Origin of the sequence: Caldimonas brevitalea (genome assembly GCF_001017435.1) — a bacterium.
Lineage (GTDB): Bacteria > Pseudomonadota > Gammaproteobacteria > Burkholderiales > Burkholderiaceae_C > Caldimonas > Caldimonas brevitalea.
This window is the reverse complement of record NZ_CP011371.1, coordinates 4,989,219-5,013,979: the sequence shown is the minus strand read 5'-3', so window position 1 is coordinate 5,013,979 and position 24,761 is coordinate 4,989,219. Positions and strand designations below refer to the sequence as shown.

Below are 24,761 nucleotides of genomic sequence, written 5' to 3'. Positions count from 1 at the left end.
ATGACTTTGTCGATCCCGCTCCGCCTGGGCCTCGGGCTCGTACCTGCATTGCTCGGCCTGCTGGTGGTGGGCGGTCTGTCGCTCGGCCGCCTGGATGCCGTCGCGAGTGACGAACGCTGGGTGACCCACACCTTCCAGGTGCTGGCCGCCGTCAACGAGACCGCCACCCAGCTGGCCGAAGCCGAGAACAACGTGCGGGGCTACCGTCTGATGGGAGATCGGCAGTTCCTGCAAAATTTCCGCACGGCCCAGACGCGCTTGCACACGTCGATCGAGACGCTGCGCCAGCTGCTCGCCGACAACCGCGAACAATCGAACCGTCTGGTCGAGTTCGAGCCCCTCGTTCAGCAGCGTCTCGACCTGCTCGAACGTCTCTCCGAGTACCGGGCACAAGGCGGCGGGAGGGAACTGTCCGAGGGGCAGGAGCTGCAGCAGGAAAGTCTTGCCTTTTCCCAGCGCAGCCGCCAGGTGCTGGGTGCCATCAGCGCCAATGAGCGCAGCCTGCTGGAGCAGCGCCGAGAACAGGCGGCTAACACCGGACGACACACGCGCCTGCTGATCACCGGCACCACCGCGCTGACCGTGTTGATCGTCGCGGTGGGATTGTGGCGCACCGCCGGCGCGATCAACCGACCCTTGCGCGAGCTGAAACAGGGCAGCGAGCGCGTGGGCAGCGGCGACTACGGCCTGCGCCTGCGCGAGTCCTCCGACGAGATCGGCCAGGTGGCGGCGATGTTCAACCGCATGACCGAACAGGTGCAGCAGCGCGAAATCCGGCTCTCCCAGGAGGACTGGATCAAGTCCAGCCTGGCGCGGTTTCTGCCGCTGTTCCAGAGCCAGTTCAAACTGGGCCAGTTCTGCCACGCGATGCTGTCGCAGCTCGCGCCGCTGATGAACGCACCTTATGCCGTGATGTACACGCGCTGCAAAAAGACCGAAACGGACGAAGAAGGGCAAGTGCTGACCCTCTGCGCGTCGTACGCGGCGGATGGCGCGCCGCAACAGCTGGCATTGGGGCAGGGGTTGGTGGGCCAGTGCGGCGTGGAGGCACGGCCGCTGCACCTGCACCCGGTTCCCGAGGGTTATCTGAGGGTCAGTTCGGCCTTAGGGTCGAGCCTGCCGGCCGAGATCCGGGTGCTGCCGGCGGTGTTCGAGGGCCATGTCAAGGCCGTCCTCGAGCTGGCCTTTCTGCAGCCCTTGTCGGAGGTCGAGGTCGAGTTCCTGGACCGGTTCATGACCAATCTCGCGGTGGTGCTGAACGGCCTGGAGGCTCGCCAGGCGTTGGAGGCGTCGCTGGCCGAGTCGCGCCGGCTGACCGCCAGCTTGCAACAGAAGCAGGACGAGCTGACCCAGTCCTACGACGAACTGGAGGCGCAGGCCGAACAGCTGCGCCAGTCCGAAGCGCTGCTGCGCGAACAACAGGAGCGGCTGAGCCAGGCCAACGAAGAGTACGAGGAAGCGAATGCCGAACTGCGGCAGAGCGAAGCGACGCTGCGTGACCAGGCGCACCAGCTGACGATGGCGTCGGCCTACAAGTCGGAATTCCTGGCCAACATGTCGCATGAACTGCGCACGCCACTCAACAGCTTGCTCATCCTGTCGCAGCTGCTGGCCGACAACCCTGAAGGTACGCTGAACGCGAAGCAAATCCAGTACGCGCGAACCATCCACGGTGCGGGCGAAGACCTGCTGGCGCTGATCAACGACATCCTGGATCTGGCCAAGATCGAGTCGGGCACGGTGCAGGTGGAGCACGAAGACGTCGAATTCGCCGAGCTGGTGCGTTCCGCCGAAAGCACCTTCCGCGCGATGGCCGATAGCAAGAAGGTGGGGTTCAAGACGCAGCTGGATGCCGGGCTGCCGGCGGGCCTCGAGAGCGATGCGCGCCGGTTGTGGCAGATCGTGAAGAACTTGCTGTCGAATGCGTTCAAGTTCACTGAGCAAGGCGAGGTGACGCTCAGCATCGCCCCCTGTGACGAGCCAGCGGGTCTCGAGCACCAGGCGGGCTCCCTGCCGTGGGTGGCGGTGGCCGTGGCGGACACGGGTGTCGGCATCGCACCTTCGCAGTTGGAGAAGATCTTCGAGTCGTTCCACCAGGGCGACCGGGGGACCGCGCGCAAGTACGGCGGCACCGGCCTCGGCCTGTCGATCAGCCGCAAGCTCGCCGAATTGCTGGGCGGCACGTTGAGGGTCGAGAGCACCTTGGGCAAGGGCAGTGTCTTTACGCTCTACCTGCCCCTGCACCCGATGCGGCGCGCCCCTGCGGCGGCGGCCGCTCCCGAAACACCGGCCGCGCCGCCGCCGCCGGCCGTGGCTGGCAGCCCGGTGCCCGCGGTCGCGCCGGCGTCCACGGGCGCGCGTACGGCTGGTGCTGCACAGCGCTCCAGCATTCTGGTCGCACACAGCGACGCCGGCTTCATCGAGCAGGTGAGCGCAGTGGCCCGGGACCGCGGCTTCGAGGCTGTGCCGGTGACGGAACTCGGTCAGCTCAAGAGCTTGTGCGAGCGGATGCTGCCGACGCTGGTGGTCCTCGAGGCGGCGATGGAGGACGAGCAGGGCTGGGTGACGCTGGGGGTGTTGAAGCAGAACGTCCGCACCCGCTCTGTGCCCGTGCACCTGGTCTGCGCGCCCGGTGACCGCGAGCGCGCCTTGTCGCTGGGAGCAGCCTCCACCCTGCCGGCGACGGGTCTCACGCCCGAGTTGCTCGAAAACACGCTGGGGCCGCACATGGAGCGACTGGCCCGACCCTATCGCACTTTGCTGGTGGTCGAGGACGATCCGGTCCAGCGCCAGGCCATCCTCGACCTGATCGGCAACGGCGATGTCTATGCCACCGGCGTCGGTGCCGGCAGCCAGGCGCTCGACGAACTGGCCCGGGCTCCCTACGACTGCGTGGTGGTCGACCTGGGCCTGCCCGACATGGAGGGTGCGGAACTGCTGGAAGCGATGCACCAGCGCTTCGGCGCGCAGTGCCCACCCGTCGTGGTCTACACCGGGCGCGAGATGACCCGTTCGGAGGAAGCCGCGTTGAAACCGATTTCGGAGGCCATCATCGTCAAGGGCGTGCGTTCGCCCGAGCGCCTGCTGGGCGAGACGGCGGTGTTGCTTAACCGCCAGGAGTCGCGGCTGCCCGAAACCAAGCAGCGCATGATCGAGCGTGGCCATCAGGACGATCCCCTGCTTTCGGGCCGCAAGGTGCTGGTGGTCGACGACGACATGCGTAACATCTTTGCCACCACGGCGGCACTCGAAGCCTACGGGATGAGGGTGCTGAACGCCGAGAGCGGGGCCGACGGTCTGCAGATCATCGAGCAAGACCCGGACATCGACGCGGTGCTGATGGACGTGATGATGCCCAAGATGGACGGCTTCGAAGCGATGCGACGTTTGCGCCTCATGCCGGGCAAGCGCACCTTGCCGGTGATCGCCATCACGGCCAAGGCCATGCCCGGCGATCGGCAACGCTGCATCGATGCCGGGGCCTCGGACTATCTGACCAAACCTGTCGACATGGACCGCCTGCGCGCCATGCTGCGCGTCTTCTTCACCGGGGTGCCAGATGCTTGAAGAGTCGCAGGATGCCACGCGTGCAGCCCTGCACGCCCTGCTCGAGGAGGTCTACCGCCACTCGGGCGAAGACTTTCGGCAATACAAGCGTCCGGCCATGCTGCGCCGTGTGCTGCGGCGCGTCGAAGCAGAGAACGCCGGGTCCTTGCAAGGCTTGCTGGAGAAAGTGCAGCGCGACCCGGATTGCCTGGCGCGACTGCGCCGAGCCCTGACACTGCACGTCACCTCGATGTTCCGCGATCCGTCCTTCTTTCGGACGGTGCGCGAGCAGGTGGTGCCGTATTTGCGCACCTATCCGCACCCGAGGCTGTGGGTGGCGGGCTGTTCCACAGGCCAGGAACTGTATTCGTATCGCATCCTCCTTGAGGAAGAGGGGCTCGGCGAACGCTGCACGCTCTATGCGACCGACCTGAGCGAGGGGGTGCTGGCCACCGCACAGGCGGGCACAGTGGATGCCTCTCTACTGAAAGATTACGAAGTGAATTACCGGGCAGCCGGCGGCAAGCGGCAGTTCCTGGACTACTTCGAGGTCGCCGAGGGGTACAGCCGCTTGCGACCGCACTTGCTCGGCAACGCCGTGTTCGCCGTGCACAATTTGGTCAGCGACATGTCCTTCAACGAGTTCCACCTGGTCTCATGTCGCAACGTCTTGATGTACCTGGATGGTGCGGCGCAGCGCCGTGCGTTCGGCGTGATACACGAAAGCCTTGCTCGGCTGGGCTTCCTCGGCCTCGGCAACAGCGAGTCGATGATGCACTCGTCGCAGCAGCGCGACTACCAGCGGCTCGAACCCAGCGAGACGCTGTTCCGGCGCCTGCGTTGATGCAGGCCGATCTTTCAAAGGCAGCCACTTCATGAGCGACAAAGACACCGTCAGCATCCTGATGGTGGACGACGAGCCGGCCAACCTGCTAGCGCTGGAGGGTGTCTTGGGGCCCCTCGGACAGCGGCTGGTGCAGGCGCAATCCGGTGCCGAGGCGCTGCGCCGGGTGCTGGATGACGATTTCGCGGTGATCCTGCTCGATGTGCGCATGCCCGACATGAGTGGCATCGAGACCGCGACGCTGATCCGGTCACGTCGGCGGTCGCAGACCACGCCGATCATCTTTCTGACTGGGCTCGAGAAAAGCCCCGAGATGATGTTCGAAGGGTATTCGGCCGGAGCGGTCGACTATCTCACCAAGCCGGTGGTGCCGGCCATCCTGCGCGCCAAGGTCGAGGTCTTCATCGAGCTGGAACGTGCACGCGCCAGCTTGAAGCGCGAGATCGAACAGCGCGAGCGTGCTGCTGGGGCACTCGAAGCGTTGAACTTGCTGCTCGAGAAGCGCAACGGCGAACTGGCCGCGGCCAACGCGGAGCTGGACGCGTTCTGCGCTGCCGTTTCGCACGATTTGCGCACGCCGCTCACCCACGTCGAAGGTTTCATCGATCTGTTGCAGGCCTCGGCCGCGTCCAAGCTCTCGCCCGGCGAGCAGCAGTACGTCGGCACCATCCGCGAGTCCACGATGCGCATGCGGCAGTTGATCGGCGAGTTCCTCCGCTTTTCGCGGCTCGGCGCCACTGAGTTGACGACCGCGCCGGTCGACATGGAAACGCTGGTGCGCGAATGCCTGGAGCAACTGCAGCCCGCCACCCAGGGGCGGCGGATCGAATGGCGGCTGGAGCCCCTGCCGCTTGCGTCCGGCGACCAGGAACTGTTGCGGCAAGTGTGGGTGAACCTGTTGTCCAATGCGGTGAAGTATTCGCAGACGCGCGACCCGGCCTGCATCACGGTCACGGGTGAGGTCACCGGCGACGAGGTGGTCTACCGCGTCACCGACAACGGCGTCGGCTTCGATCCGGCACGCGCCGGCCGGCTGTTCAGCGCCTTCTACCGTCTGCATTCCGGGTCCACCTTCGAAGGGGTGGGCGTTGGCCTCGCCTCGGTCAAGCGCATCGTGCAGCGCCACCATGGCAGGGTCTGGGCCGACAGCGCGCCCGACCAGGGGGCAACCTTCTGCTTTGCGCTGCCGCGCGGGGTCGAGCCCGGCTCGCCGGCCCGCTGAGCGGCCGCCGCATGGGCGCGGTCGGCTTTGTACACTCGCCCCATGCCTCAACACATCGGTATCGTCGCCTGCTCAGCAGAAGGCGCGGCGCTTTGCTATCGCACCATCTGCGCCGAAGGGGCGCGCCTGCTCGGCCCCCACGCCCACCCGGAAGTGTCGCTGCACTCGCACTCGCTGGCCGACTACGTGGCATGTCTGGGCCAGGGCGATCGGCAAGGCGTCGCGAGCTTGATGCTGTCGTCTGCGAACAAGCTGGCGCAAGCCGGCGCGCAATTCCTGATCTGCCCCGACAACACCATCCACGATGTGCTGCCCGATGTGCGGACCCGCTCGCCCCTGCCCTGGCTCCACATCGCCGAGGTGGTCGCGGCAGAGGCGGCGCGGTGCGGATTCCGGCGTGTCGGCTTGACGGGCACGCGCTGGCTGGTCGACAGCGAGGTGTACCCGGGCCAGCTGGCGCCCCACGGGGTCGATTGGAGACGGCCGAATGTCGCCGAGCGCGACGAGATCAACCGCATCATCCTGGACGAGCTGGTGTACGGCGTGCTCAAGCCCCAGGCGCTGGCTTACTTCCGGCAAGTCGTCACCCGTCTGCGCGACGAGGACGGCTGTGACGCAGTGGTCCTCGGGTGCACCGAGATCCCGTTGCTCGTCGGCGACACCCAGCTGCCGCTGCCGGCCTTGGATTCGACCCGGCTGTTGGCGCTCGCAGCGCTGCGGCGCGCCCTGCAAGCATGAGCGTCGCCTCGCTGCGCAAAAGCGGTCGCCTTGCAGTCCGAGCACCGAGGTGACTGACCGACCGCTGGCGGTCGTCCTTGTCGAGGCGGCGGACGGGCGGGCGCGCCCCTGTGATGGCAACGCGCTTGTCGCGCCGGCGGAAGCCGGGCAGGATGCAAGCCACGCCAAGGCGGCCCTCCGTGGCGTCCGCAGTGCGGGGCTGAACCCGTCGGGGGCACACGGACCGGGCCGGTTCACGTCACAGGCGCAACGGCTTGCCGGATGCCGGTCACCTCAGGCCGAGTCGCGCGGCACGGTTGTCTCCTGACCTCGCCTGGCTCGCGTCGTGGGGCGAAGCCGCCCGGCGCGCTCGTCGCGGGCCTGTTCTTGGCCGCTTGTCACCTCGACCTTCAACCGCTTCTGCACCGGAGCTGCCCATGACCGATCGTCCCCTTACCGAAACCCAACGCCAGGTTCTCGAGCACGCCATCGACCACACCGAGGGTCGTATCGAGTGGTTCCCGCCGCAGGTCAAGGGGGCGGCCCGCAGCCGTGTGTTGCGCAGCCTGTTCAACCGCGCGCTGGTCATCACCGACGGCGCGAACTGGCGGGTCGCCGTGCAGGCCTATGACCTGTTGGGCCGCGAACGACCCAAGCATCACCGCGTCGACCCCTTCGAGGAACTCGACCGCTTGCTGGCGGTCGCGCAAGCGTTGTGGGAACTCGAGCAGCACAAACCCAAGTTGCACGAGCCGCTCCGTCCTTACGGTGGTGATGCGGCGCGTCGTCGGGCCGCGCCGCTCGTCGCGGCGTCGTCGGTGGCGCCGGGGTGGGCGAGCCGCGCAACCTGAGGTCCGCGCAGCACCGAGGGTGTCGCTCGCAGCCAGCCGAGCGATCTCGCGTGCCGAGAGGGGCCGCCGTGCCCCAACCTTTGCGGGCGGCCGTGAAGACCGCTTGACCGGTCCTGTTCCGGCTCCTACTATGACGATCGGTCTAGATGGCGCCGCAACGGGGCGGCGACCGGGCCGGGTCGAGGAGACGACATGCACGACGACACCACGGTGGTCAGCCGCCAAGCGCTGGAGCAGGCCATAGAACGCAGCCCCTTCACACGCTGGGCCGGCACCCGGCTCGGACATTACGCCGCGGGCGAGGTAGAGATCGAGATCGACGTGCGCCCCGAGATGGCGCAGCACCACGGCTTCGTGCACGGCGCGCTGGTCGGCTACCTGGCGGACACGGCGTGCGCCTGGGCAGCGGCGTCGACCGTCGGCGATGTCGTGACCTCGGAATACAAGCTCAACTTTCTGGCGCCGGCCCGCGGTGAGCATCTGCGTGCGGTGGGGCAGGTGATCAAGAGCGGCTCACGCCAGGTGGTGGTGCGCGCGGATGTCTATTGCCGCCAGGCCGGCAGCGAGAAGATCGTGGCGACGGCTTTGGCGACCATCGCCCGGGTGTGACGCACAGGCGGGGGCGCGGCGCCCTCAGGGCTGCCGCAGCGCTGCGTCGATCACCAGACCGAGCTCGGCCACGGCGTCGTCGATCGGCTGGCGCGAGCGGGTGACGCGTGCCTGGATCAGCGCCCCCTCGATGGCGGCGATGGTCAACTGGGCGACACGTTTCGCGCGCGTGGCCTCGCATCCCAGCGACGTCAATCGAGCGTCGAACACGCCGGCCCAGGCCGAAAGCGCAGCGCTGCCGCATTCAGCCACCGGCGGAACGTCTGCCGCCAGTTCGAGCAGCGTGGTGGTGATGGGGCAGCCGTCCCGGAAGCCGGACGCTTCGATCCAGTCGCCGAGCAGGCGGGCATATGCGCGCAGCAGATCCTTGGGATGCGGATGCTCTTGTGCCAGCTCGAGCAGCGTGCGGTGCACCTGCTCGCCGGCGAAGCGCACGGTCTCGACGGCGATCTGCTCCTTGCCCCCGGGGAAGTAGTGGTACAGCGAGCCGCGCGGTGCCCCGCTGTGCTGCAAGATCTCCTGCACGCCGGTGCCGCTGTAGCCATGCCGCCGGAACAGCAGCGTGGCGGAGGCCACCAGGGCGTCTCGGTGTTTGGGTGTGGCTGCCATGGGGAGGCGTTGCAGGGCCGGGGGACTGTGAGTCTACAGAAGTGCGACGCGGTGCTCTTGCTTCTATGCCGCTGCGACCAGCACGGCGAACAGGATCAGGTAGGCCAACACGCCGGCGAACAACAGCCCGGTGCTGGTGATGATCCGACGCCCCTCCTTGCGGAAGCTCAGCGCGCCCGCCGCCGAGAAGATGCGCTCCTCGTTGCCGTCGAACGCCGCGCCGCGCCAACGTCCGAGACTCACGACACGGACCGCCACCCTCCCGGTGCCGATCAGCACCAGCTCGATCACCGCCTCCACCAACCCATCGCCCACGTCCAGCCCTTTCGCAGGCCTCAGTGTAGGTGTGGTCGGGCGCGCTGACGCGTCACGCCGCTAACGCACCGGTCGAGCTCTCGCGCCTCCCCCCTGTGACGACGACCCTATGAGGGGTTCAGTTCGTCGCGCGCTACCCAGCCCGACACACCGCCTGCGGTGCGAACCGACACCGCCAAATCCTCTGCGACATCCGGGGCTGCGACGACCTCGAGGTGGGCCGGTGCCGCCAGCGCCACCGGCACCACACCCATGCGGCCCTGTACCACGTCATACACGTCGCTTGCCGTCGCATAGACCGCCACCACCTGTCCCAGGGCAGGGGGGACTCGAGGGTCGTGCGTGCGGCAGCCGAGCATCGGTGTCGACAGCATCGCAGCGCACAGCAGCATGCCGAGCGTGCGACGCGGACGTTGCACCGCGGTTCTTAAATGAGCGCCTGTGCTTGCAATGCGCATGGTGTGGGTGTTGATCGAGGGCTGGGGCATGCACTGGGTGCGAAAACGCCGCGAGGGACACGGCCTCGGAGGTGCCGGCATTTTGTCTTGGCCTTCCGAGACGGTGCGGCCCCGGTACAACGGCCTGCCGACAAACGGTCGCAAATCGGACCTCAGGCGGATGTCATTCCATTGACTGTTGGGTAGCAAACGGTGAATAGCGCAAACAAATGAGTTCGTGACCGAACCGGGGCGAATGCGGGCGGCGTCGTGAGGTTGGAACCCGAAGGACAAGTGAGCGCGCGCTGAGCAGCGTGACCGGCTTACCAAATCCCACAAACTCGGTGCGAAGGCGGTGGTCCGGCTTCTACGATCGGCCCCTGTTGCTTACGCCAAGCTGAATTCGGCGCGCAGTGTTGGAGGTGCGCGCGGCGTAGGCACGAAGGCGAGGCGGCAGGTGAGGAGCACCTGCTGTCGCAGCCGCGAACCGTCGGGAGTCGCGGCCGCCGGGTTTCGATCCATACAACAACGAAAGGTTCTCAGATGCAAGAAGCAGGGCGCGCCATGCATGGCGCATGGCACGGAGCGACGTTGTCGCTGATCTTCATGGCCGTGCTCACGGCTTGCGGCGGCGGCTCTTCCGGGTCCGCCTCGAAGGTCGACGCGACGCACACCGGCCATCACCATCCCAGTCCCGGCGACACCAGCACGGTGCAACCGGCGGCACCGCCGACCCCGGGTGCCACCTACTATGTGCGCGACGGCAAGCTGTACGACCCCTGCGGCGAAGCCGTGGTGCTGCGCGGCGTGAACAAGATGGCGGTGTACCAGGACCGGGCTGGAAACTCCTTCCCGGAGATTGCCCAGGCCGGTGCGAACGTCGTTCGGTTCATGTGGAACACGCAGGTGCCTGCGTCGGAAGCCGTGCAGACGCTGCAGCGCGCCGTGGACTCGCATCTGATCCCGATGTGGGAGCTGCACGACGCCACGGGCAACTTTGCCCGGCTCGCGCAGATCGAGGCTTACTGGACCGCGCCGGAGACGATCGCAGTGCTGCGCCAGTTTGAATCGCGTTTGCTGCTGAACATCGCCAACGAGGCCGGCAACGAGGTGAGCGACGAGGAGTTCGTCTCCACCTACACCCGCATCATCGGCCGGTTGCGCACGGCGGGCCTGCGCATGCCCTTGGTGGTCGATGCCGCCGGCTGGGGCCGCAACGTCGAGCAGCTGCTGCGCGTCGCGCCGCGCCTGCAGGCCGCCGACCCGTTGCACAACCTGGTCTTCTCGTGGCATCCGTACGACTCGGGCAACGAGCAGGCAGCGCGCATCACGTCGGCGTTCAATGCCGCGGTGACGGCGAAGATCCCGCTGATCGTCGGCGAGTTCGGCCCGGTCACGCCCGGCGCCTGCTCGCAGTCGGTGCCTTACCAACACATCATCCGGCAGGCCCAGACCTACGGCATCGGCTACCTGCCCTGGTCTTGGGACGGCCACAGCACCGAATGCCCGGGGCCTGACGGTGCCTCGCTCTTCAGCATGGTGAGCGACGGCATCCACCTGTCCACGTTGAAGCCGGGATGGGCGACCGAGGTGGTGTCGAGCGACGCTGCCAGCATCCAGAAGACCTCCAAGCGCACCCACTTCCAGACCTCGGGCAGTTGTGCCGCAAAGCCGCCAGCGCCGCAGCAGTGGGTTCACGTCGCGAATGAAGGGGCGAGCTTTACCGTCAGCGGGACACGGCAGGTGCGCTACGGCAAGAACAGCACGTGGGTCTACAAGACGGTCTCGGGCACGCAACGCTGCACCAACGAGTTTTTCGGCCGCGACCCGTTGAGGGGCGTGCACAAGGTGTGTGAAGTCGCCACCGCGGCGAGCACGCCGACGCCCACACCCACCCCCACCCCCACCCCCACGCCGACGCCGACGCCGACGCCGACGCCCACCCCCGCTCCCGCTCCCGCGCCGGAGCAGTGGACGAGGATCGCGTATGAAGGGGCGACCTTCACGGTGACCGGCAGCAAGCAGGTGCGCTACGGGAACAACACGTCCTGGGTGTCCAAGACGGTCTCCGGTACCCAGCGCTGCAGCAACGAGTTTTTCGGACGTGACCCGCTGCCCGGCGTAGGCAAGGTGTGTGAAGTCAACAACTCGTCGAGCACGCCGACGCCGAACCCGACGCCCACCCCCACACCGAACCCGACGCCGACGCCGACGCCGACGCCCAACCCCCACGAGGGTCATGGGCCGATGATCAACAACGCGTTGATCCCCACCGGTTCGGCCGGCATCGGCGAGGAGCGGCTCTTCCCGACCAGCGAGCGGCCTTCCACGCCGGCGGACGGCGTCGGCGCCTTCCGCACGATGTGCGAGTTCAGCCACATGGCCTATGACGATCCCATCGTCTTCCCCGGTCAGCCTGGCAAATCGCACTTGCATGTGTTCTTCGGCAACACGGGTGTCAACGCCCACTCGACCGCGGACAGCATCGCACGGACCGGCAACTCCACCTGCCGCGGCGGCACGATCAACCGTTCGGCCTATTGGGTGCCGGCGATGATCGACACCCGCGAGGGGCGACCGCTCAAACCGATGGACAGCCATTTCTATTACAAGAGCGGCTACTACGGCATCGCACCGCGAGACATCCGTGCCATTCCGCAAGGACTGCGCATGATCGCCGGCGACGCGAAGAACGATGGACCGCGGGGGCCGCACCGCTACAAGTGCGTTGGCGAGGGGGCGGATGCGATGTACTCGCAGGCGATCCCGAACTGCCCCGTGCGCTCGGAGCTGTGGCTGGAGATCGAATTCCCGCAGTGCTGGGACGGCCGCAACCTCGACTCCGCGGATCACAAGAGCCACATGGCGTATCCGTCCGCCGGACGCTGCCCGGCCACCCACCCGGTGGCGATCCCGGTGATCACCTTCAACATCCGCTACCTGGTCACCGAAGCGGGTGCACCGCAGCGCTGGCGGCTGAGCTCGGACATGTACGACCCGTCCAAGCCGGGCGGCTACTCGGCGCATGCCGATTGGTGGAACGGCTGGAAGTCGGACATCATGGACGCCTGGATTCGCGGTTGCGACCAGGCCGGGCTGGACTGCCACTCCCACCTGCTCGGCGACGGCAGGATGATGTAAGTCGGCTGCGGGCGTCGCGTGAGTGACTGCCCATCTCGTGGCTTGCACAACGAAGCGCCGCCCTCTGGGCGGCGCTTTCTTTTTGTGGGCTCCAGCCGGACTCGGGTGAGGCGGTGGCATGGAAAAATCGGCGCCGAGCGGCCATCGCGGAACACCTGCTGCAGTGAGGCGGGTACACGGGGGCTGCATCTCAACCAGGAGTCCCCGTGCCCACCTCAGATCCTGCGGCAGCCCACGTGTGCTGCCGCCATCGACAAGCCGGTCGCCGGCGACCGCTCGCATGAAGACGCACTGGCGGCGCCTGGCCTTGGCCCGGCAGGGCCTGATGTCGCCGCAGCCCTTCGGCAAGGGGCTGGCCGGCGCCTGCCGGGCGATCGAACATCTGGGCTATGTGCAGATCGACAGCTTGTCGGTGGTCGAGCGGGCGCACCACCACACCTTGTGGGCGCGCGTGCCGGGCTACCGGCCGGAACACCTGACCGGCCTGATCCGCGAGCGGCGTGTCTTCGAATACTGGTTCCATGCCGCGTCCTACCTGCCGATGCGCGACTTCCGTTTCGCGTTGCCACGCATGTCGGCCTACCGCAGCCGAACCCATCACGGCGACCCGCGCCTCGCGCAGGAGATCCTGGCCCGGGTGCGAGGGGAGGGGCCGCTGCGGGTGCGTGATCTCGAGTCGCGCCAGGACGGGCCCGGCAACTGGTGGAACTGGGGACCGGGCCGGCGCGCGCTCGACCAGTTGTTCATGCAGGGCGACCTGATGGTGCGGGAGCGCAACGGCATCGAGAAACTCTACGACCTGACCGAAAACGTCTTGCCGGCCGGCCTGGATCTGCGCGAGCCCACGCTGCCGGAGTACGCCGAGCACCTGCTCGACACCACGCTCCGGGCCCACGGCGTGGTCACCTGGAAGCAGGTGCTGCACCTGAAGACGGGCCAGCCGCTGAAGGAGGCCATGCGAGGCGTGATCCGCGACAGGATGGCGCAGCGTCGCCTCGTCGCGCTGCACGACGATGGCCTGTCCGACGGCTACGCCGAGCCCGACGCGCTGGAGCGCGTGCCGAAGGCCGCGGCCAGCCGGGTTCGTCTGTTGTCACCGTTCGACAACGCCGTGATCCACCGGGACCGGCTGAGCCAGTTGTTCGGGTTCGACTACCGGCTCGAGTGTTACGTGCCGGCGCCCAAGCGCCGGTTCGGCTATTTCTGCTTGCCCGTGATCTACGGCGATCGGTTCATCGGACGGGCCGATTGCAAGGCGCATCGCGCCGAAAAGCGGTTCGAGGTGCTCAGCCTGCACCTGGAGGACCGGACGGTGGACGTCGACCTGTTCCTGCCGAGCCTGGCCGAGGCGCTCCAACCCCTGGCGGCGTTCAACGGGTGTGAGGTCGTGCAAGCCGAGGCCCTGCGGGCGACGCCACGCGCCGGGCGCGCGGGGGCAACGGCGAGCGTGACGCGCGCAAGGCGGGCCTGAGCCGACGCGCGCCTGCGCACGGGCTCGCCCCGCGCTCCGGTTATTCGCCGGCGCCTTCCTCTGCCTTCTGTGGCCGCCTTGCCCGAGTGGAGGTCTTGCGAGACGCCCGCTTGGCGGCGGCTCGGGCGGGCGGGGCCGCCTCGGCTTGAGGGGCCGGCGGGGCCTCGGGTTCCACGGCGGGCATCGGCGCGGCGGGCGTCTCATCAGTCGACGGCTGTTCCCGTGCTGCCGACGTCTTCTTGCCTGCCGTCTTGCGGCCGGTGCGGCGCTTGCTCGCCGCCGGCGGCGCTTCGACCGCCGTAGGCGCAGCTTCGGCGCTGGCCGACGTGCCGGCAGCCTCGGGCGGCCGCGGCGGTTCAACCGCCGGCGCGCGGGTTTCGGCGTCCGGTGCGGCCGGGAACACGGGGCCGAGCGGCGCGGCCGTGTTGGCAGCGGCTGCAGGGGCGGCGGCCCGGCCGTTGCCTCGGCCCCGCCGTCCGGAAGAGGGGACGGCCGGTGCGGCGGGTGTGTCGCCGCGCGGCGCCCCGCCGTGGCCACGGTACACATAGGTGTTGGACTTCTCGTCGCGACCGACTTCGAGCAGGCCGCGCGACTGCGCCTCGTCGAGCAGGCTGCCGAAGGTCCGGAAGCCGAAATACGATTCGTTGAAGTCCGGCCTGCGGCGCTTGATCGCATCCTTGAGCACCGAGGCCCAGATCTTGCCGCTGTCGCCCCGCTCGGACACCAGGGCCTCAAAGGTCTCGAGCGCCATTTCGATGGCCTTGCTCTTGCGTGCTTCGGTCTCTTCCCGCCGGCGGCGGTCTTCTTCGGGCGAGCGCTTGGGGCCCGGCTCCGCTTCCTGCGGGCTGCGCTTGGCGGCGGCGCGCTGGCCTTCGCGGACCAGGTCGTCATAGAAGATGAACTCGTCGCAGTTGGCGATCAGCAGGTCGGAGGTCGATTGCTTGACACCGACGCCGATCACCTGCTTGGCGTTCTCGCGCAGCTTCGAAACCAGCGGCGAAAAATCGGAGTCGCCGCTGATGATCACGAAGGTGTTGACGTGCGATTTGGTGTAGCAGAGGTCGAGCGCGTCGACCACCAGCCGGATGTCGGCCGAGTTCTTGCCGGACTGCCGCACGTGGGGAATCTCGATCAGCTCGAAGTTGGCCTCGTGCATCGCCGCCTTGAAACCCTTGTAGCGGTCCCAGTCGCAATACGCCTTCTTGACCACGATGCTGCCCTTGAGCAGCAAGCGCTCGAGCACACGCTTGATGTCGAACTTGTCGTACTTGGCGTCGCGCACGCCCAGCGCGACGTTCTCGAAGTCGCAGAACAGCGCCATGCTGGTGTTTTCGGGGTTTGAAGCCATAGAGTCGCTTTGGGTGAGAAGTAGGCATGCTAGCGCGTTCGCGCTCAGGCGCTGTGGCAGGGCGTGTCCGATGCCTGCACCGGGCGGATCGCCGCGCCGTAATCGCGTTGCGGCCTGGGGCATAAGCCGTATCCCTAAGCACGCCGAGGGCCCTCGCAGATGGCCTGAAGCGGGTGCGGCCGCAGCTCGTGACAAGTTCCCCGTTTCGCCGTTGATCTGCCGCAATGCGACCTTCCAAATTCCCTACGCGGCCCAACCGGCCCTTAACCCCCGCAGTGCCCTGCCGAAGATGACGCCTGAAGCCGCGGCGGCGTAGCGGACGGCGGCAACCCCGCCGCTCCAGCGCCTGTCGCTGTCATCTCGATATCAAGGCATCAACATGAGCATCACAAATCTCAAGATAGGGTCCCGGCTGGCACTGGCCTTCTCGGTCGTCATTGCGCTATTGCTGGTCATCCTCGGCGTCGGCGTGTCGGTTCTCGGCCAGCTTAGCTCTGCGATGGACAGTGCGGTCGACGATCGTTATGCCCAGATCGCGATGAGCAACACCATCAAGTCGATGGGTGACAAGGGTGCGCTCACGATCGGGCGTCTGCTGCTGTCCAGCACGCCCGAGCAGGCGAAGAAGTACATGGACGAGTACGCCCTCATCCGCAAGGCGAACACCGAAAACCTCGCCAAGCTCGAGAAGATGGTGCATTCGCCCGAAACCAAGGCGATCTTCGAAGAGCAGAGCAAGGCGCGCAAGGAGTACGGCGTTGTGGTCCGCAAGGTCTTCGACCTGATCGCGAAGGATCAGCGCGAAGAAGCGCTCGCGGTGTACCAAAACGAAATGCCCGGGCCGCAAGCGCGCTACTACGCCCTGATCGACAAGATGGTCGACCACCAGGCGCAGAACATGACCACGGCCGCCGCCGAAGCGCGCAACAGCGCGAGCCAGGCGAAGATCCAGATGGTGCTGGCCTCGCTGGTGGCAATGCTGCTGGGCGCAGGCACCGCGTTCTACATCACCCGTTCCATCACGCGTCCGATCCAGCGCGCTATCGGGCTGGCCGAGTCGGTCGCCGCCGGCGACCTGACCCATCGGGTGCAGGTCGAAGGCAAGGATGAGGTCGCGCGCCTGATCAACGCCCTGCAGCACATGGTGCAGAGCCTGCACGGCATCGTGTCGCAAGTGCGCACCGGCGCCGACACGATCGCCGGCGCCGCCCACGAGGTGTCGCAGGGCAACCTCGACCTGTCGTCGCGCACCGAGCAGCAGGCGGGCGCGCTGCAGCAGACCGCGTCGGCGATGGAGCAGCTGACGTCGGCCGTCAAGCTGAGCGCCGATGGTGCGAGCGAGGCGAGCAAGTCGGCGGTGTCGGCTTCCCAGATCGCCGCCCAGGGTGGCCAGGTGGTGGGTCAGGTCATCGACACGATGGGCTCGATCGCCACGTCGTCCAAGCGCATCGTGGAGATCATCGACGTGATCGACGGCATTGCCTTCCAGACCAACATCCTGGCCTTGAACGCAGCGGTCGAAGCCGCCCGGGCCGGCGAGCAAGGCCGCGGTTTCGCGGTGGTGGCCGGCGAGGTTCGCAGCCTGGCCCAGCGCAGCGCGCATGCCGCCAAGGAAATCAAGACGCTGATCGACGCCTCTGTCGAACAGGTCGACAAGGGCAGCAAGATGGTCGAAGAGGCCGGCGCCACGATGGACCAGGTGGTGACCAGCATCCAGCAGGTCAGCAGCATCGTGGCCGAGATCAGCGCCTCGAGCCGCGAGCAGAGCCTGGGCATCGAGCAGGTCAACGCGACCATCCTGCAGATGGACGATGCGACCCAGAAGAACGCCCGCATGGTGGAGCAAGGCACGGCTTCGGCCCGCGCCATGCATGACCAGGCCAAGCAGCTGACCGACATGGTCAGGACCTTCGCGCTCTGAGCCGCTTGACCGCCACCCCGCCGACACAGCGTCGGCAGGGGCAGGCGAGAGCAGGGCAGGAGACGCACGCCGAGCCCCGGCTCGGCGATCGGGTGGGCAGTGCCGTTGCGACGACGCGCGACGCGCATTGCCCGTATGCGGGACATCACGACGACGAAGCGGCGCCAGCGTGAGCGCCGCCGCGTCGTGAACGACCCATGGAGCTGCGGCTCCACATTCTTTTGGTCAGTGAGACCCATGTCTACAGATACGCTTTTGGCGGACGGCGCGCTGCAAGGCCACCGCTCCCAGACCGATTCGATCACCACCAGCGCCGCGGGTGCTCTCGCGGCCGCCGGTCTCGAGGCCGCTGTGCAGCGCTTCGTCGCCGCGCACCGGCGCGAAGGCCACCGCTTTGCCGCGCTCGACCCGCTCGGCGTGGCCAAGCCGATGGACGCGCAAGGCCTGGCGCCGGCGCGGTTCGGCCTGGCGCTCACCGACACCTTCGGCGGTGCCGGCAAGGGGTGGCTGGGCACGCACCAGGTGCAGGAGCTGGACCGGCGGCTGAAGGCAGCGTATTGCAGCGCGCTGGCGCTGGACTGCTCTGCGGTGCGCGACGAAAGCCGCTGCGAATGGCTGTATGCCAAGATGGAAGCCACCGCGGGCTTGGGTGCCGCGGCCGGCGGCAAGGCGCTGCTCGACCGTTTGATCCGCGCCGAAACGTGGGAGCAACACGTGGCCGAGCGCTTCCCGGAGGCGAAGCGCTTCTCGCTCGAAGGATGCGAGACGCTGGTGCCGCTGCTCGACGCCTTGATCGCCGAGGCGGCGGCGCAAGGCTTGAGCCACATCTTCATGGGCATGCCGCACCGCGGCCGTGTCAACGTGCTGGTGAATGTGCTGGGCATGGCCCCGGCCGACATCCTCGACTATTTCGACCCGGCGTCGCCCAACCCGGAGAAGCACCACGACTTGGTGTATCACCTGGGGGCGTCGCACGTGGTGTCGACGGCGCAGGGTGAGGTGTCGGTGCAGCTGTCCTACAACCCGTCGCACTTGCAGAGCGTCTACCCGGTCGTGACCGGCATGGCGCACGCCAGCCAGGCGCTCGACACGCCGCGCCGCGGCACCCGTGCGATGGCGCTGGTGCTGCATGGCGACGCCGCGTTCGCCGGCCAGGGTGTGGTGATGGAAACCTTGGCGATGTCGCAGAAGCCGGGCTATTCGGTCGGCGGCACGGTGCATGTGATCATCAACAACCAGGTCGGCTTCACCGAACTGAACATGATGAACGCGGCTCAGGCGCGCTATTGCACCGATGTCACGCGCATGGTGGACGCGCCGGTGTTGCGCGTCAACGCCGACGTCCCTGAGCAGGTCCTGCGCGCGGCGGCGATCGCGGTCGAATACCGCAACACCTTCGGCAGCGATGTGGTGATCGATCTGATCGGCTACCGCCGCCTCGGCCACTCCGAGCACGACATGCCGACGCTCACCAACCCGCGCGGTTCTGCGACCACGCAGGGCAAGCCGTCGGTGGTGGCCGTGTATGGCGATGCCCTGGTGGCGGCGGGCGTGGCCTTGAAAGCCGAGATCGGGGCCCACATTGCGGCCAGCCGGTCGGCGGCGATTGCGGCCTTCAGCGCGCCGGAGCGCCGGGGCGACGACAGCGTGGCAGCGACGCGCTCGCCGGCACCGGAAGCGGCCCCGCTCACGCATGCAGCGCTGCGCGCTGCGGTGCAGGAGATGACGCGCTTGCCCGCTGGTTTCGAGCCGCATGTGCACATTCGCAAGCTGATCGAGGGGTGGCATGCTGTCGCGAACGGCGAGGCCGCCACCGCCGACTGGTGTTTCGCGGAAAACATGGCCTATGCCTCGGTGCTGGGCGCTGGCGTCGACGTGCGCGTCGCGGGGCTGGACGTGCGCCGCGGCACCTTCATGCACCGTCACGCTGTGTGGCACCACCAGGCGCCGCAGCCGGCCGGGCAAGAGGAGTTCATTCCGCTGCAGCAACTGGGCACCACCGGGCGCTTCGACATTGCCAACTCGGTGCTGTCGGAAGAGGCGGCCTTGGGCTTCGAGTACGGCTACAGCGTCCAGGCCTCGCGGGCGCTGACGGTTTGGGAGGCGCAGTTCGGCGACTTCGTCAACGGCGCCCAGGTGTATGTCGACCAGTACATCAGTGCCGGCGAAGACAAGTGGGGCTATCGCTCGGCTCTGACGATGCTGTTGCCGCACGGGCACGAAGGTGTGGGCCCGGAGCATTCCAATGCCCACCTCGGCCGCTTCCTGTCACTGTGCGGTGACAACAACCTGCGAGTGGCCTACCCGTCGACCTCGGCACAGATGTTCCACCTGCTGCGTCGCCAGGCCTTTTGCGAAACGCGCAAGCCGCTGGTGGTGATGACGCCCAAGGTCAAGCTCTACAAGGAGCCCGGCTCGCATTCGCCGGTGCAGCACTTCCTCGAAGGCGAGTTCCAGCCGGTGCTGGATGATGACCTGGTCGGGCCGGTCGGCGAGGTGACGCGTTTGGTGCTGTGCAGCGGCAAGCTGTACTACCAGCTCGAGCGCGCGCGCCGCGAGCACGCCTGCGCCGACGTGGCGCTGGTGCGGGTGGAGGAGCTGTATCCGTTCCCGACCGACGTGCTGGCCAAGGTGCTGCGCCGCTACCCGGCGCTGCGCACGGTGGTGTGGGCGCAGGAAGAGAACCTGCACCACGGCGCGTGGTCGTTCGTGCGCGATGACATCAGCCAGGCCTGCCCGGCCGGCGTCGAGCTGCGTTGTGTCGCAAGGCCCAACACCGCCTCGGGAGCGACGTCCTCTTACGCCGTGCACGGCCGCGAGGAGCGTGAGCTGGTGGCGAAGGCCATGGGGCTGGCGCCGACGGCGCGCTGAAGCGGGCGCGCGATCACGCGCAAGCCGCAAGAAAGAAGGGGGCCTCGGCCCCCTTCTTGTTTTACAGCCGTCGCAACGCTGTCGATCAGGGATAGCTGATCACGTTCTGCGGAACGGTCTGCACACCTTGCGCGGTGCCGCCGACGTTGTTGACGACACGCGTGATGGTGCCCACGCCGCCCAGCGAGACGGTGAACACGTTGTGCAGTCGCACCCCCGGCGTGTTGGGCACCTCGAAGCCGTGGTAGAGGTTCACGCTCGGGTTGACGTTGAAGTAGCAGTACGAGCCCATGCCCCAGCCTTCGTGCGTCTTCACATGGTCGGCCACCTTGTAAGCGGCATAACCGTTGCCGGCCGAACTCATCCAGACCGATTGATTCGGCACGTCGTACGGCTTCTCGTTCTGGAAGAAGATGGTCTTGCCGTTCTCACCGTTCCAGATCACCTCGTACTTCTCGTAGTGCTCGACGAACAAGCCGGTGGCCAGCACGTGGCTGCCGTTGACGATCACGCCCGTGTCGCCCGGGTTGACGGTCCAGCCGGTCGGCGCGCTGCCGTGGTCGGCGCGCCAGGCCCAGATGTGGTCGATGATGGTGTCGGCGCTGTTGACGATCAGGCTGGTGGTCGCCTTGCCCGCGACCGCACCGCCGATGCGGAAGAACACGTCCTGCACCGTGGTCGGGTTGGTGGCATGGCGGGTGGTCGAGCCCTGTGTGCCGACGGTCAGCAGCGACGGGCTGTTGACCGTACCGGCATCGAACAGCAAGCCGGCGATCTTCACACCGTCCACGTCGGCCACCGTCATCGCGGTCACGCCGTTCTCAGGCATCAGCGTCGGGAAGCCGATGCCCAGCACCACCGTGTTGGGGCGCGTCACCTTGATCGTCTCGCTCAGGCGATAGGTGCCGGGCGTGAAGAACAGGTTCAGGCCCTGGGCCAGGGCGGCGTTGAGGGTGGCCGCCGTCACGCCGGGCTTGGCGACATAGAACTGGCTCATCGGGATCGAGCTGCCGGCGGTGGTGCCGCTCACCCAGCTGGCACCCGAGGCGTTGGTGCGCAGGGCGGGCACGAACACACGGTACTTGCCGGTGCTGTCGATGTACAGGAACGGCTTCTCGCGCGACACCGGCGTGGTGGGGAGCGAGGTGTACGGCGGCGCGGAGCCCCACACGGCCGGGAAGCTGGTGGCCGGTGCGCCGCTCACGCCCGAGAACACGATGTTCCAGACGCCGTCGTACCAGACGCCGATGTTGCTGTCGCGGGTGTACCACTGCTGCTGCGAGCCCGAGGAGATCGAGCCATCGACCTTGCTGTCGGCGAGATAGCCGCCGCTCGCGTAACCCTGGCCGTGGTCCTGGTTCGACGGGCCCAGGTGCAGGTTGCCGATGATGTGCACGCGGCGCATCGGCGCGGCTTGCGACACGGCCCAGCGGTTGGTGCCGCCGGTCGGCATCAGTGCGAAGTTTTCGGCGGAGCGCCAGAAGTTCTGCGTCGCGTTGCCGGCATCGCCGTAGTTCCAGCCGCTGTCGACGTTGACGTTGCCCTGGATGGTCACGTCGTCGGGCTTCTGGCCGAGGCCGATGATGGAGGTGTAGAAGCCGAGGTTGGCCCAGATGCCCGAGTACTTGCCCGGCTTGAACAAGAAGGCATGGCGCTGTGTGCCGAACTGCGCCGTCGGGCTCAGCAACTGCGGGTTGAACGCGGCGTCCAGGCGCGACTGGATGGTGGAGGACGGCGTCGACGGGTCGAACACCTGCACGTTGGGGCCGAAGTCCGGCGTGTCGGAGGTCGGCAGGCCGGTGCCGGATTTCTTCACCCGGAACGACGACACGAGGTTGTCGAAGTCGCCGAGGCTGCCGGCGTCCGCCGTCAACTTGCGCACGCGCCCGATGTAGTTGGCGTGCTCGAACAACTCGATCTCGTAGCCCGACTGGACCTTGACCGACGAGATCTTGTCGTTCCAGGCGGCGCCGACAAAGGCGCTGTCGGCCCCGGCGCAATAAGAGCCGCCGCCGTAAGACGCGTTCTCGTAGAAGCACGCCGGCCCGGTGTCCGGCGGCGGCGGCGAGACGGGGCCGCCGCCATTCACGGTGTAGGTCAGCGTGGGCGTGTCGTAGGCGGGGGTGCCGTTGTTGTAGGTGAACGAATAGCTGATGACGTTGCCGGTCGACACGGGCACCCGCTGCTCGTAGCGCAGCGCCGAGGCCACGTAGTTCATCCGCACGTTCTGTTGCGCGCCGTTGTTGACGCGGTAGTGCACGTCGACCCAGCTGGTGTTGACGCTCGATTTGAACCAGAGGGTGGCGGTGCTGCCGGAAACGGCGACGCCCTGCGTGTAGTCGGCTGCTTGAACGGCGCCGGCGAAGGACAGGACGGCCAGCGCCCAGCCGCACCAAGGTGCTCGAGAGCGGGGCGCGCGAACCCGCGGTGCGTGAAGTCGGGGGTGATGCATGATGGCCTTGAAAGGTGGTGGTGGGTCGATGTCTCCGTCGGGACCCGCTGACGCCGGTGTCGGTCGGATGGGACTGGGGTGCGGAAGGCCCGCGCCTTTGAAGTTCGCGTAAACCCACCTTTAAGCGAACGTTAAAGGCGCTTGATTGTCAGGACGGGCGATGCAACCAGGGACTCGCTTTCCGTAACCGGCTCCTACCGCCGTGCTGCGCAGCAGCAACCCTGAAAGGTGGGACCGGTTCCAATGGCGATCAAGCGTACCGTGCGGTTAGGCCGTATCTCACCCCCCGCCAATTGCGGCAGTGCAGCGTTACGAAGGGTGCAACGTTTACGTTTTGTGTTGCCGGTCGGGCCTTGTGCGGGCGATAGGTTGCGTAACGCCAGCCGAGGGGCGGGTGTCTTTGCCTGGAGCGAAAGCGTCTCCAGCCCGGGCCGCCGGTGCTGCCCGGCAGGCCGCCGAGAACGGGCGCCACTTCATGCTGACTTCACCCGGCCTGCCTACAGTGGGCTCACTGAACTCCTCTGGGTGCTTTGTGTCCCTCGACCTCCATCTGTCCCGCCAACTCGACAACCCTCGTGTGGCCGCCGTGTATGCGCTCCTGACCCTGATGCTGCTGGTGGCCGGGGTCTACCGCGTCTTCGTGCGCGGCGCATTCAGGACGTTCTCGTCCGCCTGGCGCCGGTACCGCCGCCGCTGAGCGGTAGCATCGCGACGCTCGTCCACGAGTCGCTCGTCCTGCAGGTGAGGGCGGGCCTCTCAGTCGGCCGCAGCGTGTTGACCCAATTCGGCTTGCAGTTGCCGGACTTGTTCTTTCAACGCGACGTTTTCTGCCGTCAGTGCCTGCACCTGACGTGTCAGGCGTTGGATCTCTTCTTCGCTTGCGTCGCTCTCGAACGGGTTGACGGACGACGAAGACGAACCCAAGGCCCCGGCAGGTGCCGCGGCAGCGTCTTCAGGTGACACAGCCACCGCCACTTTCGCCCGGGCCTTCGACTCGCGCACCTGCTTGGCAGCCTGCCGCAATTCCTTCTTGCCGGCGACGACGGCGGCCACCTGTTCTTCCTTGGGCAGCGAAGCGACCGCCGCCGCCGCATTGATCGAGATGGTGCCGGATTTGACCGCGGCCACCAGTTCCGGCGCCGCACTCTTCTGTATCTTCTCGATCTGGCTGACGGTGGTGCTGCTGATGCGCGCCGCCTTGGCGATCGCCTCCCGGGTGTCGAGGCTTTCCGGGGCCGGTCGCGGCGATGTTTCGGCCGGCGGTTCAGCGGCCGGCGTCTCCACCCCGGTCTTGGCGCGCGTTGCCAAGGTCTCCTTCTTGCGCAGCGCCAGCACGCCGCGCTGGAAGTCGGTGACGCTGCGGCGCCCCAGGTGCTGGTCGATCATCCACAGGTGCACGTCTTCGATCGACTTGAAGCGGGGGTTCTGCACCGTCTGGAACGGAATGCCGTGTTTGCGGCAAATGCCGTAGCGGTTGTGGCCGTCGACCAGCACGTTGCCCCACAACACCAGTGCGTCCCGGCAGCCCTCGGCGAGGAGGCTGCGCTCGAGCGCGTCGTGTTCGTCGGGAGTCAACGGGTCGATATAAGCCCGCAGTTCGTCGTTGACGGTGATGTCCATGATGGGTTCGGTGGGGGTAGACGGACGCCGAGGCCAAAGCACGGCTGGCTCGACGCCTGGGCGCGCGCAAAGGGCGCCGCAGTCGAAACGAGCGGGCGATTCTAGAGCCTGTCGAGACGGGGCATCCGCGGCGCCGGCCTGTCCGGACAGCGCGCCAGATGGTCGAAGTAAACGGCGGCCGTCGGATGGGAGGGGCGGGACAGCCGCTGCGCCGCCCGCAGCGCCGGCACAGGGTGAGCCAGCTCTCAGGGCGGTGTGAGGATCGCGTCGGCCGGTGAACGCTCGCTACTTGACGCGCATCGCGTCTTCGAGGTCGCGCAGTTCGACCGGCTTGGTGAAGTGCACATCGAAGCCGCTGTCGGCGGCCTTCTCGCGTGTTTCGGACATCGGCACACCGGTCACCGCCACCAGGACCAGCCGCTCGCCCGCCAGGTGGCGCAAGGAGCGGGCGGCCTCGTAGCCGTCCATCACGGGCATGTTGATGTCCAGGATCACGATGTCGGGCCCGAACTCCTCGGCCAGCTCGACCGCTTGCTGACCGTCGTAGGCGACGCAGGTCTCGTGGCCGCAGATCTCGAGCACGACGGCCAGCGAATCGGCTGCGTCGCGGTTGTCGTCGGCCACCAAGATACGTTTGGGCTTGCTCATGGGACGGTGCGGAGGTGATGAATCACGGGTAGCAAAGGGCGCTCCTGCAGGAAATACGTTGTCGGCTGGCGTTGGGTGTGGATTCTGCCGTCGAAGTGATCTCGACGCCCGCACTCCACCGAAATGGGGGGGCGAGGGC

Annotated in this window: 18 protein-coding genes; 11 read left to right on the top strand and 7 right to left on the bottom strand. The window is 67.3% G+C overall.

Going from position 1 to position 24,761, the window contains the following annotated elements:
• From AAW51_RS21125 to AAW51_RS21100, 6 genes are all read left to right on the top strand, one after another.
• Entirely contained in the window at positions 1 to 3,567 is a 3,567-nt protein-coding gene (locus tag AAW51_RS21125) for a response regulator (protein WP_053013825.1), read from the top strand.
• On the top strand, positions 3,560 to 4,390 hold the full coding sequence (locus AAW51_RS21120) for a CheR family methyltransferase (protein ID WP_047196181.1): 831 nt from the start codon (positions 3,560 to 3,562) through the stop codon (positions 4,388 to 4,390). The genes AAW51_RS21125 and AAW51_RS21120 overlap by 8 nt, the downstream gene beginning before the upstream one ends.
• 31 nt (positions 4,391 to 4,421) lie before the next feature.
• Positions 4,422 to 5,612 carry a sensor histidine kinase gene (locus AAW51_RS21115; protein WP_047196180.1) on the top strand — a complete coding sequence of 397 codons (1,191 nt, stop codon included), beginning with the start codon at positions 4,422 to 4,424 and terminating at the stop codon, positions 5,610 to 5,612.
• A 42-nt stretch (positions 5,613 to 5,654) separates the two neighbouring features.
• The gene (locus AAW51_RS21110) at positions 5,655 to 6,350 is read left to right on the top strand and encodes an aspartate/glutamate racemase family protein (protein ID WP_047196179.1); all 696 of its coding nucleotides are present in this window, start codon (positions 5,655 to 5,657) and stop codon (positions 6,348 to 6,350) included.
• Positions 6,351 to 6,766: 416 nt separating this feature from the next.
• On the top strand, positions 6,767 to 7,180 hold the full coding sequence (locus AAW51_RS21105; protein WP_053013824.1) for a hypothetical protein: 414 nt from the start codon (positions 6,767 to 6,769) through the stop codon (positions 7,178 to 7,180).
• 192 nt (positions 7,181 to 7,372) lie between these two features.
• A complete protein-coding gene (locus tag AAW51_RS21100; protein ID WP_047196178.1) occupies positions 7,373 to 7,789 on the top strand; it encodes a PaaI family thioesterase in 417 nt (138 codons plus the stop codon).
• Positions 7,790 to 7,813: 24 nt separating this feature from the next.
• On the opposite strand, the gene AAW51_RS21095 is transcribed toward AAW51_RS21100, so the two are convergent.
• The 3 genes from AAW51_RS21095 to AAW51_RS21085 all read right to left on the bottom strand — a co-directional run bounded on the left by AAW51_RS21095 (position 7,814) and on the right by AAW51_RS21085 (position 9,132).
• On the bottom strand, positions 7,814 to 8,398 hold the full coding sequence (locus AAW51_RS21095) for a TetR/AcrR family transcriptional regulator (protein WP_047196177.1): 585 nt from the start codon (positions 8,396 to 8,398) through the stop codon (positions 7,814 to 7,816).
• A 63-nt stretch (positions 8,399 to 8,461) separates the two neighbouring features.
• Positions 8,462 to 8,713 (bottom strand): hypothetical protein, encoded by a 252-nt coding sequence (locus AAW51_RS21090; RefSeq protein ID WP_047196176.1) that lies wholly within the window; start codon positions 8,711 to 8,713, stop codon positions 8,462 to 8,464.
• Between the two features lie 107 nt (positions 8,714 to 8,820).
• Positions 8,821 to 9,132 (bottom strand): hypothetical protein, encoded by a 312-nt coding sequence (locus tag AAW51_RS21085; protein ID WP_047196175.1) that lies wholly within the window; start codon positions 9,130 to 9,132, stop codon positions 8,821 to 8,823.
• 582 nt (positions 9,133 to 9,714) lie between these two features.
• Here AAW51_RS21085 and AAW51_RS28450 point away from each other — a divergent pair.
• Positions 9,715 to 12,291: a DUF1996 domain-containing protein gene (locus AAW51_RS28450; protein ID WP_169788064.1), complete on the top strand. Its 2,577-nt coding sequence runs from the start codon at positions 9,715 to 9,717 to the stop codon at positions 12,289 to 12,291.
• A 280-nt stretch (positions 12,292 to 12,571) separates the two neighbouring features.
• The gene (locus AAW51_RS21070) at positions 12,572 to 13,762 is read left to right on the top strand and encodes a winged helix-turn-helix domain-containing protein (RefSeq protein WP_083438478.1); all 1,191 of its coding nucleotides are present in this window, start codon (positions 12,572 to 12,574) and stop codon (positions 13,760 to 13,762) included.
• Between the two features lie 40 nt (positions 13,763 to 13,802).
• Here AAW51_RS21070 and AAW51_RS21065 read toward each other — a convergent pair whose 3' ends face one another.
• Entirely contained in the window at positions 13,803 to 15,110 is a 1,308-nt protein-coding gene (locus AAW51_RS21065; RefSeq protein ID WP_047196174.1) for an NYN domain-containing protein, read from the bottom strand.
• A 379-nt stretch (positions 15,111 to 15,489) separates the two neighbouring features.
• Here AAW51_RS21065 and AAW51_RS21060 point away from each other — a divergent pair, with 379 nt between their 5' ends.
• Both AAW51_RS21060 and AAW51_RS21055 read left to right on the top strand, forming a co-directional pair.
• A complete protein-coding gene (locus AAW51_RS21060; protein WP_047198129.1) occupies positions 15,490 to 17,031 on the top strand; it encodes a methyl-accepting chemotaxis protein in 1,542 nt (513 codons plus the stop codon).
• A gap of 237 nt (positions 17,032 to 17,268) precedes the next feature.
• On the top strand, positions 17,269 to 19,902 hold the full coding sequence (locus tag AAW51_RS21055; RefSeq protein ID WP_083438477.1) for a 2-oxoglutarate dehydrogenase E1 component: 2,634 nt from the start codon (positions 17,269 to 17,271) through the stop codon (positions 19,900 to 19,902).
• Between the two features lie 85 nt (positions 19,903 to 19,987).
• Here the strand turns inward: AAW51_RS21055 and AAW51_RS21050 are convergent, their stop codons facing one another.
• A complete protein-coding gene (locus tag AAW51_RS21050; protein WP_083438476.1) occupies positions 19,988 to 22,354 on the bottom strand; it encodes a peptidase inhibitor family I36 protein in 2,367 nt (788 codons plus the stop codon).
• A gap of 532 nt (positions 22,355 to 22,886) precedes the next feature.
• On the opposite strand from AAW51_RS21050, the gene AAW51_RS30160 reads away from it, so the two are divergent.
• Positions 22,887 to 23,051 carry a hypothetical protein gene (locus AAW51_RS30160; RefSeq protein WP_157359998.1) on the top strand — a complete coding sequence of 55 codons (165 nt, stop codon included), beginning with the start codon at positions 22,887 to 22,889 and terminating at the stop codon, positions 23,049 to 23,051.
• Positions 23,052 to 23,110: 59 nt separating this feature from the next.
• Here AAW51_RS30160 and AAW51_RS21045 read toward each other — a convergent pair whose 3' ends face one another.
• Both AAW51_RS21045 and AAW51_RS30505 read right to left on the bottom strand, forming a co-directional pair.
• The gene (locus AAW51_RS21045; RefSeq protein WP_047196173.1) at positions 23,111 to 23,974 is read right to left on the bottom strand and encodes a ParB N-terminal domain-containing protein; all 864 of its coding nucleotides are present in this window, start codon (positions 23,972 to 23,974) and stop codon (positions 23,111 to 23,113) included.
• 285 nt (positions 23,975 to 24,259) lie between these two features.
• Positions 24,260 to 24,622 (bottom strand): response regulator, encoded by a 363-nt coding sequence (locus tag AAW51_RS30505; protein WP_047198126.1) that lies wholly within the window; start codon positions 24,620 to 24,622, stop codon positions 24,260 to 24,262.
• Positions 24,623 to 24,761 lie beyond the last annotated feature (139 nt).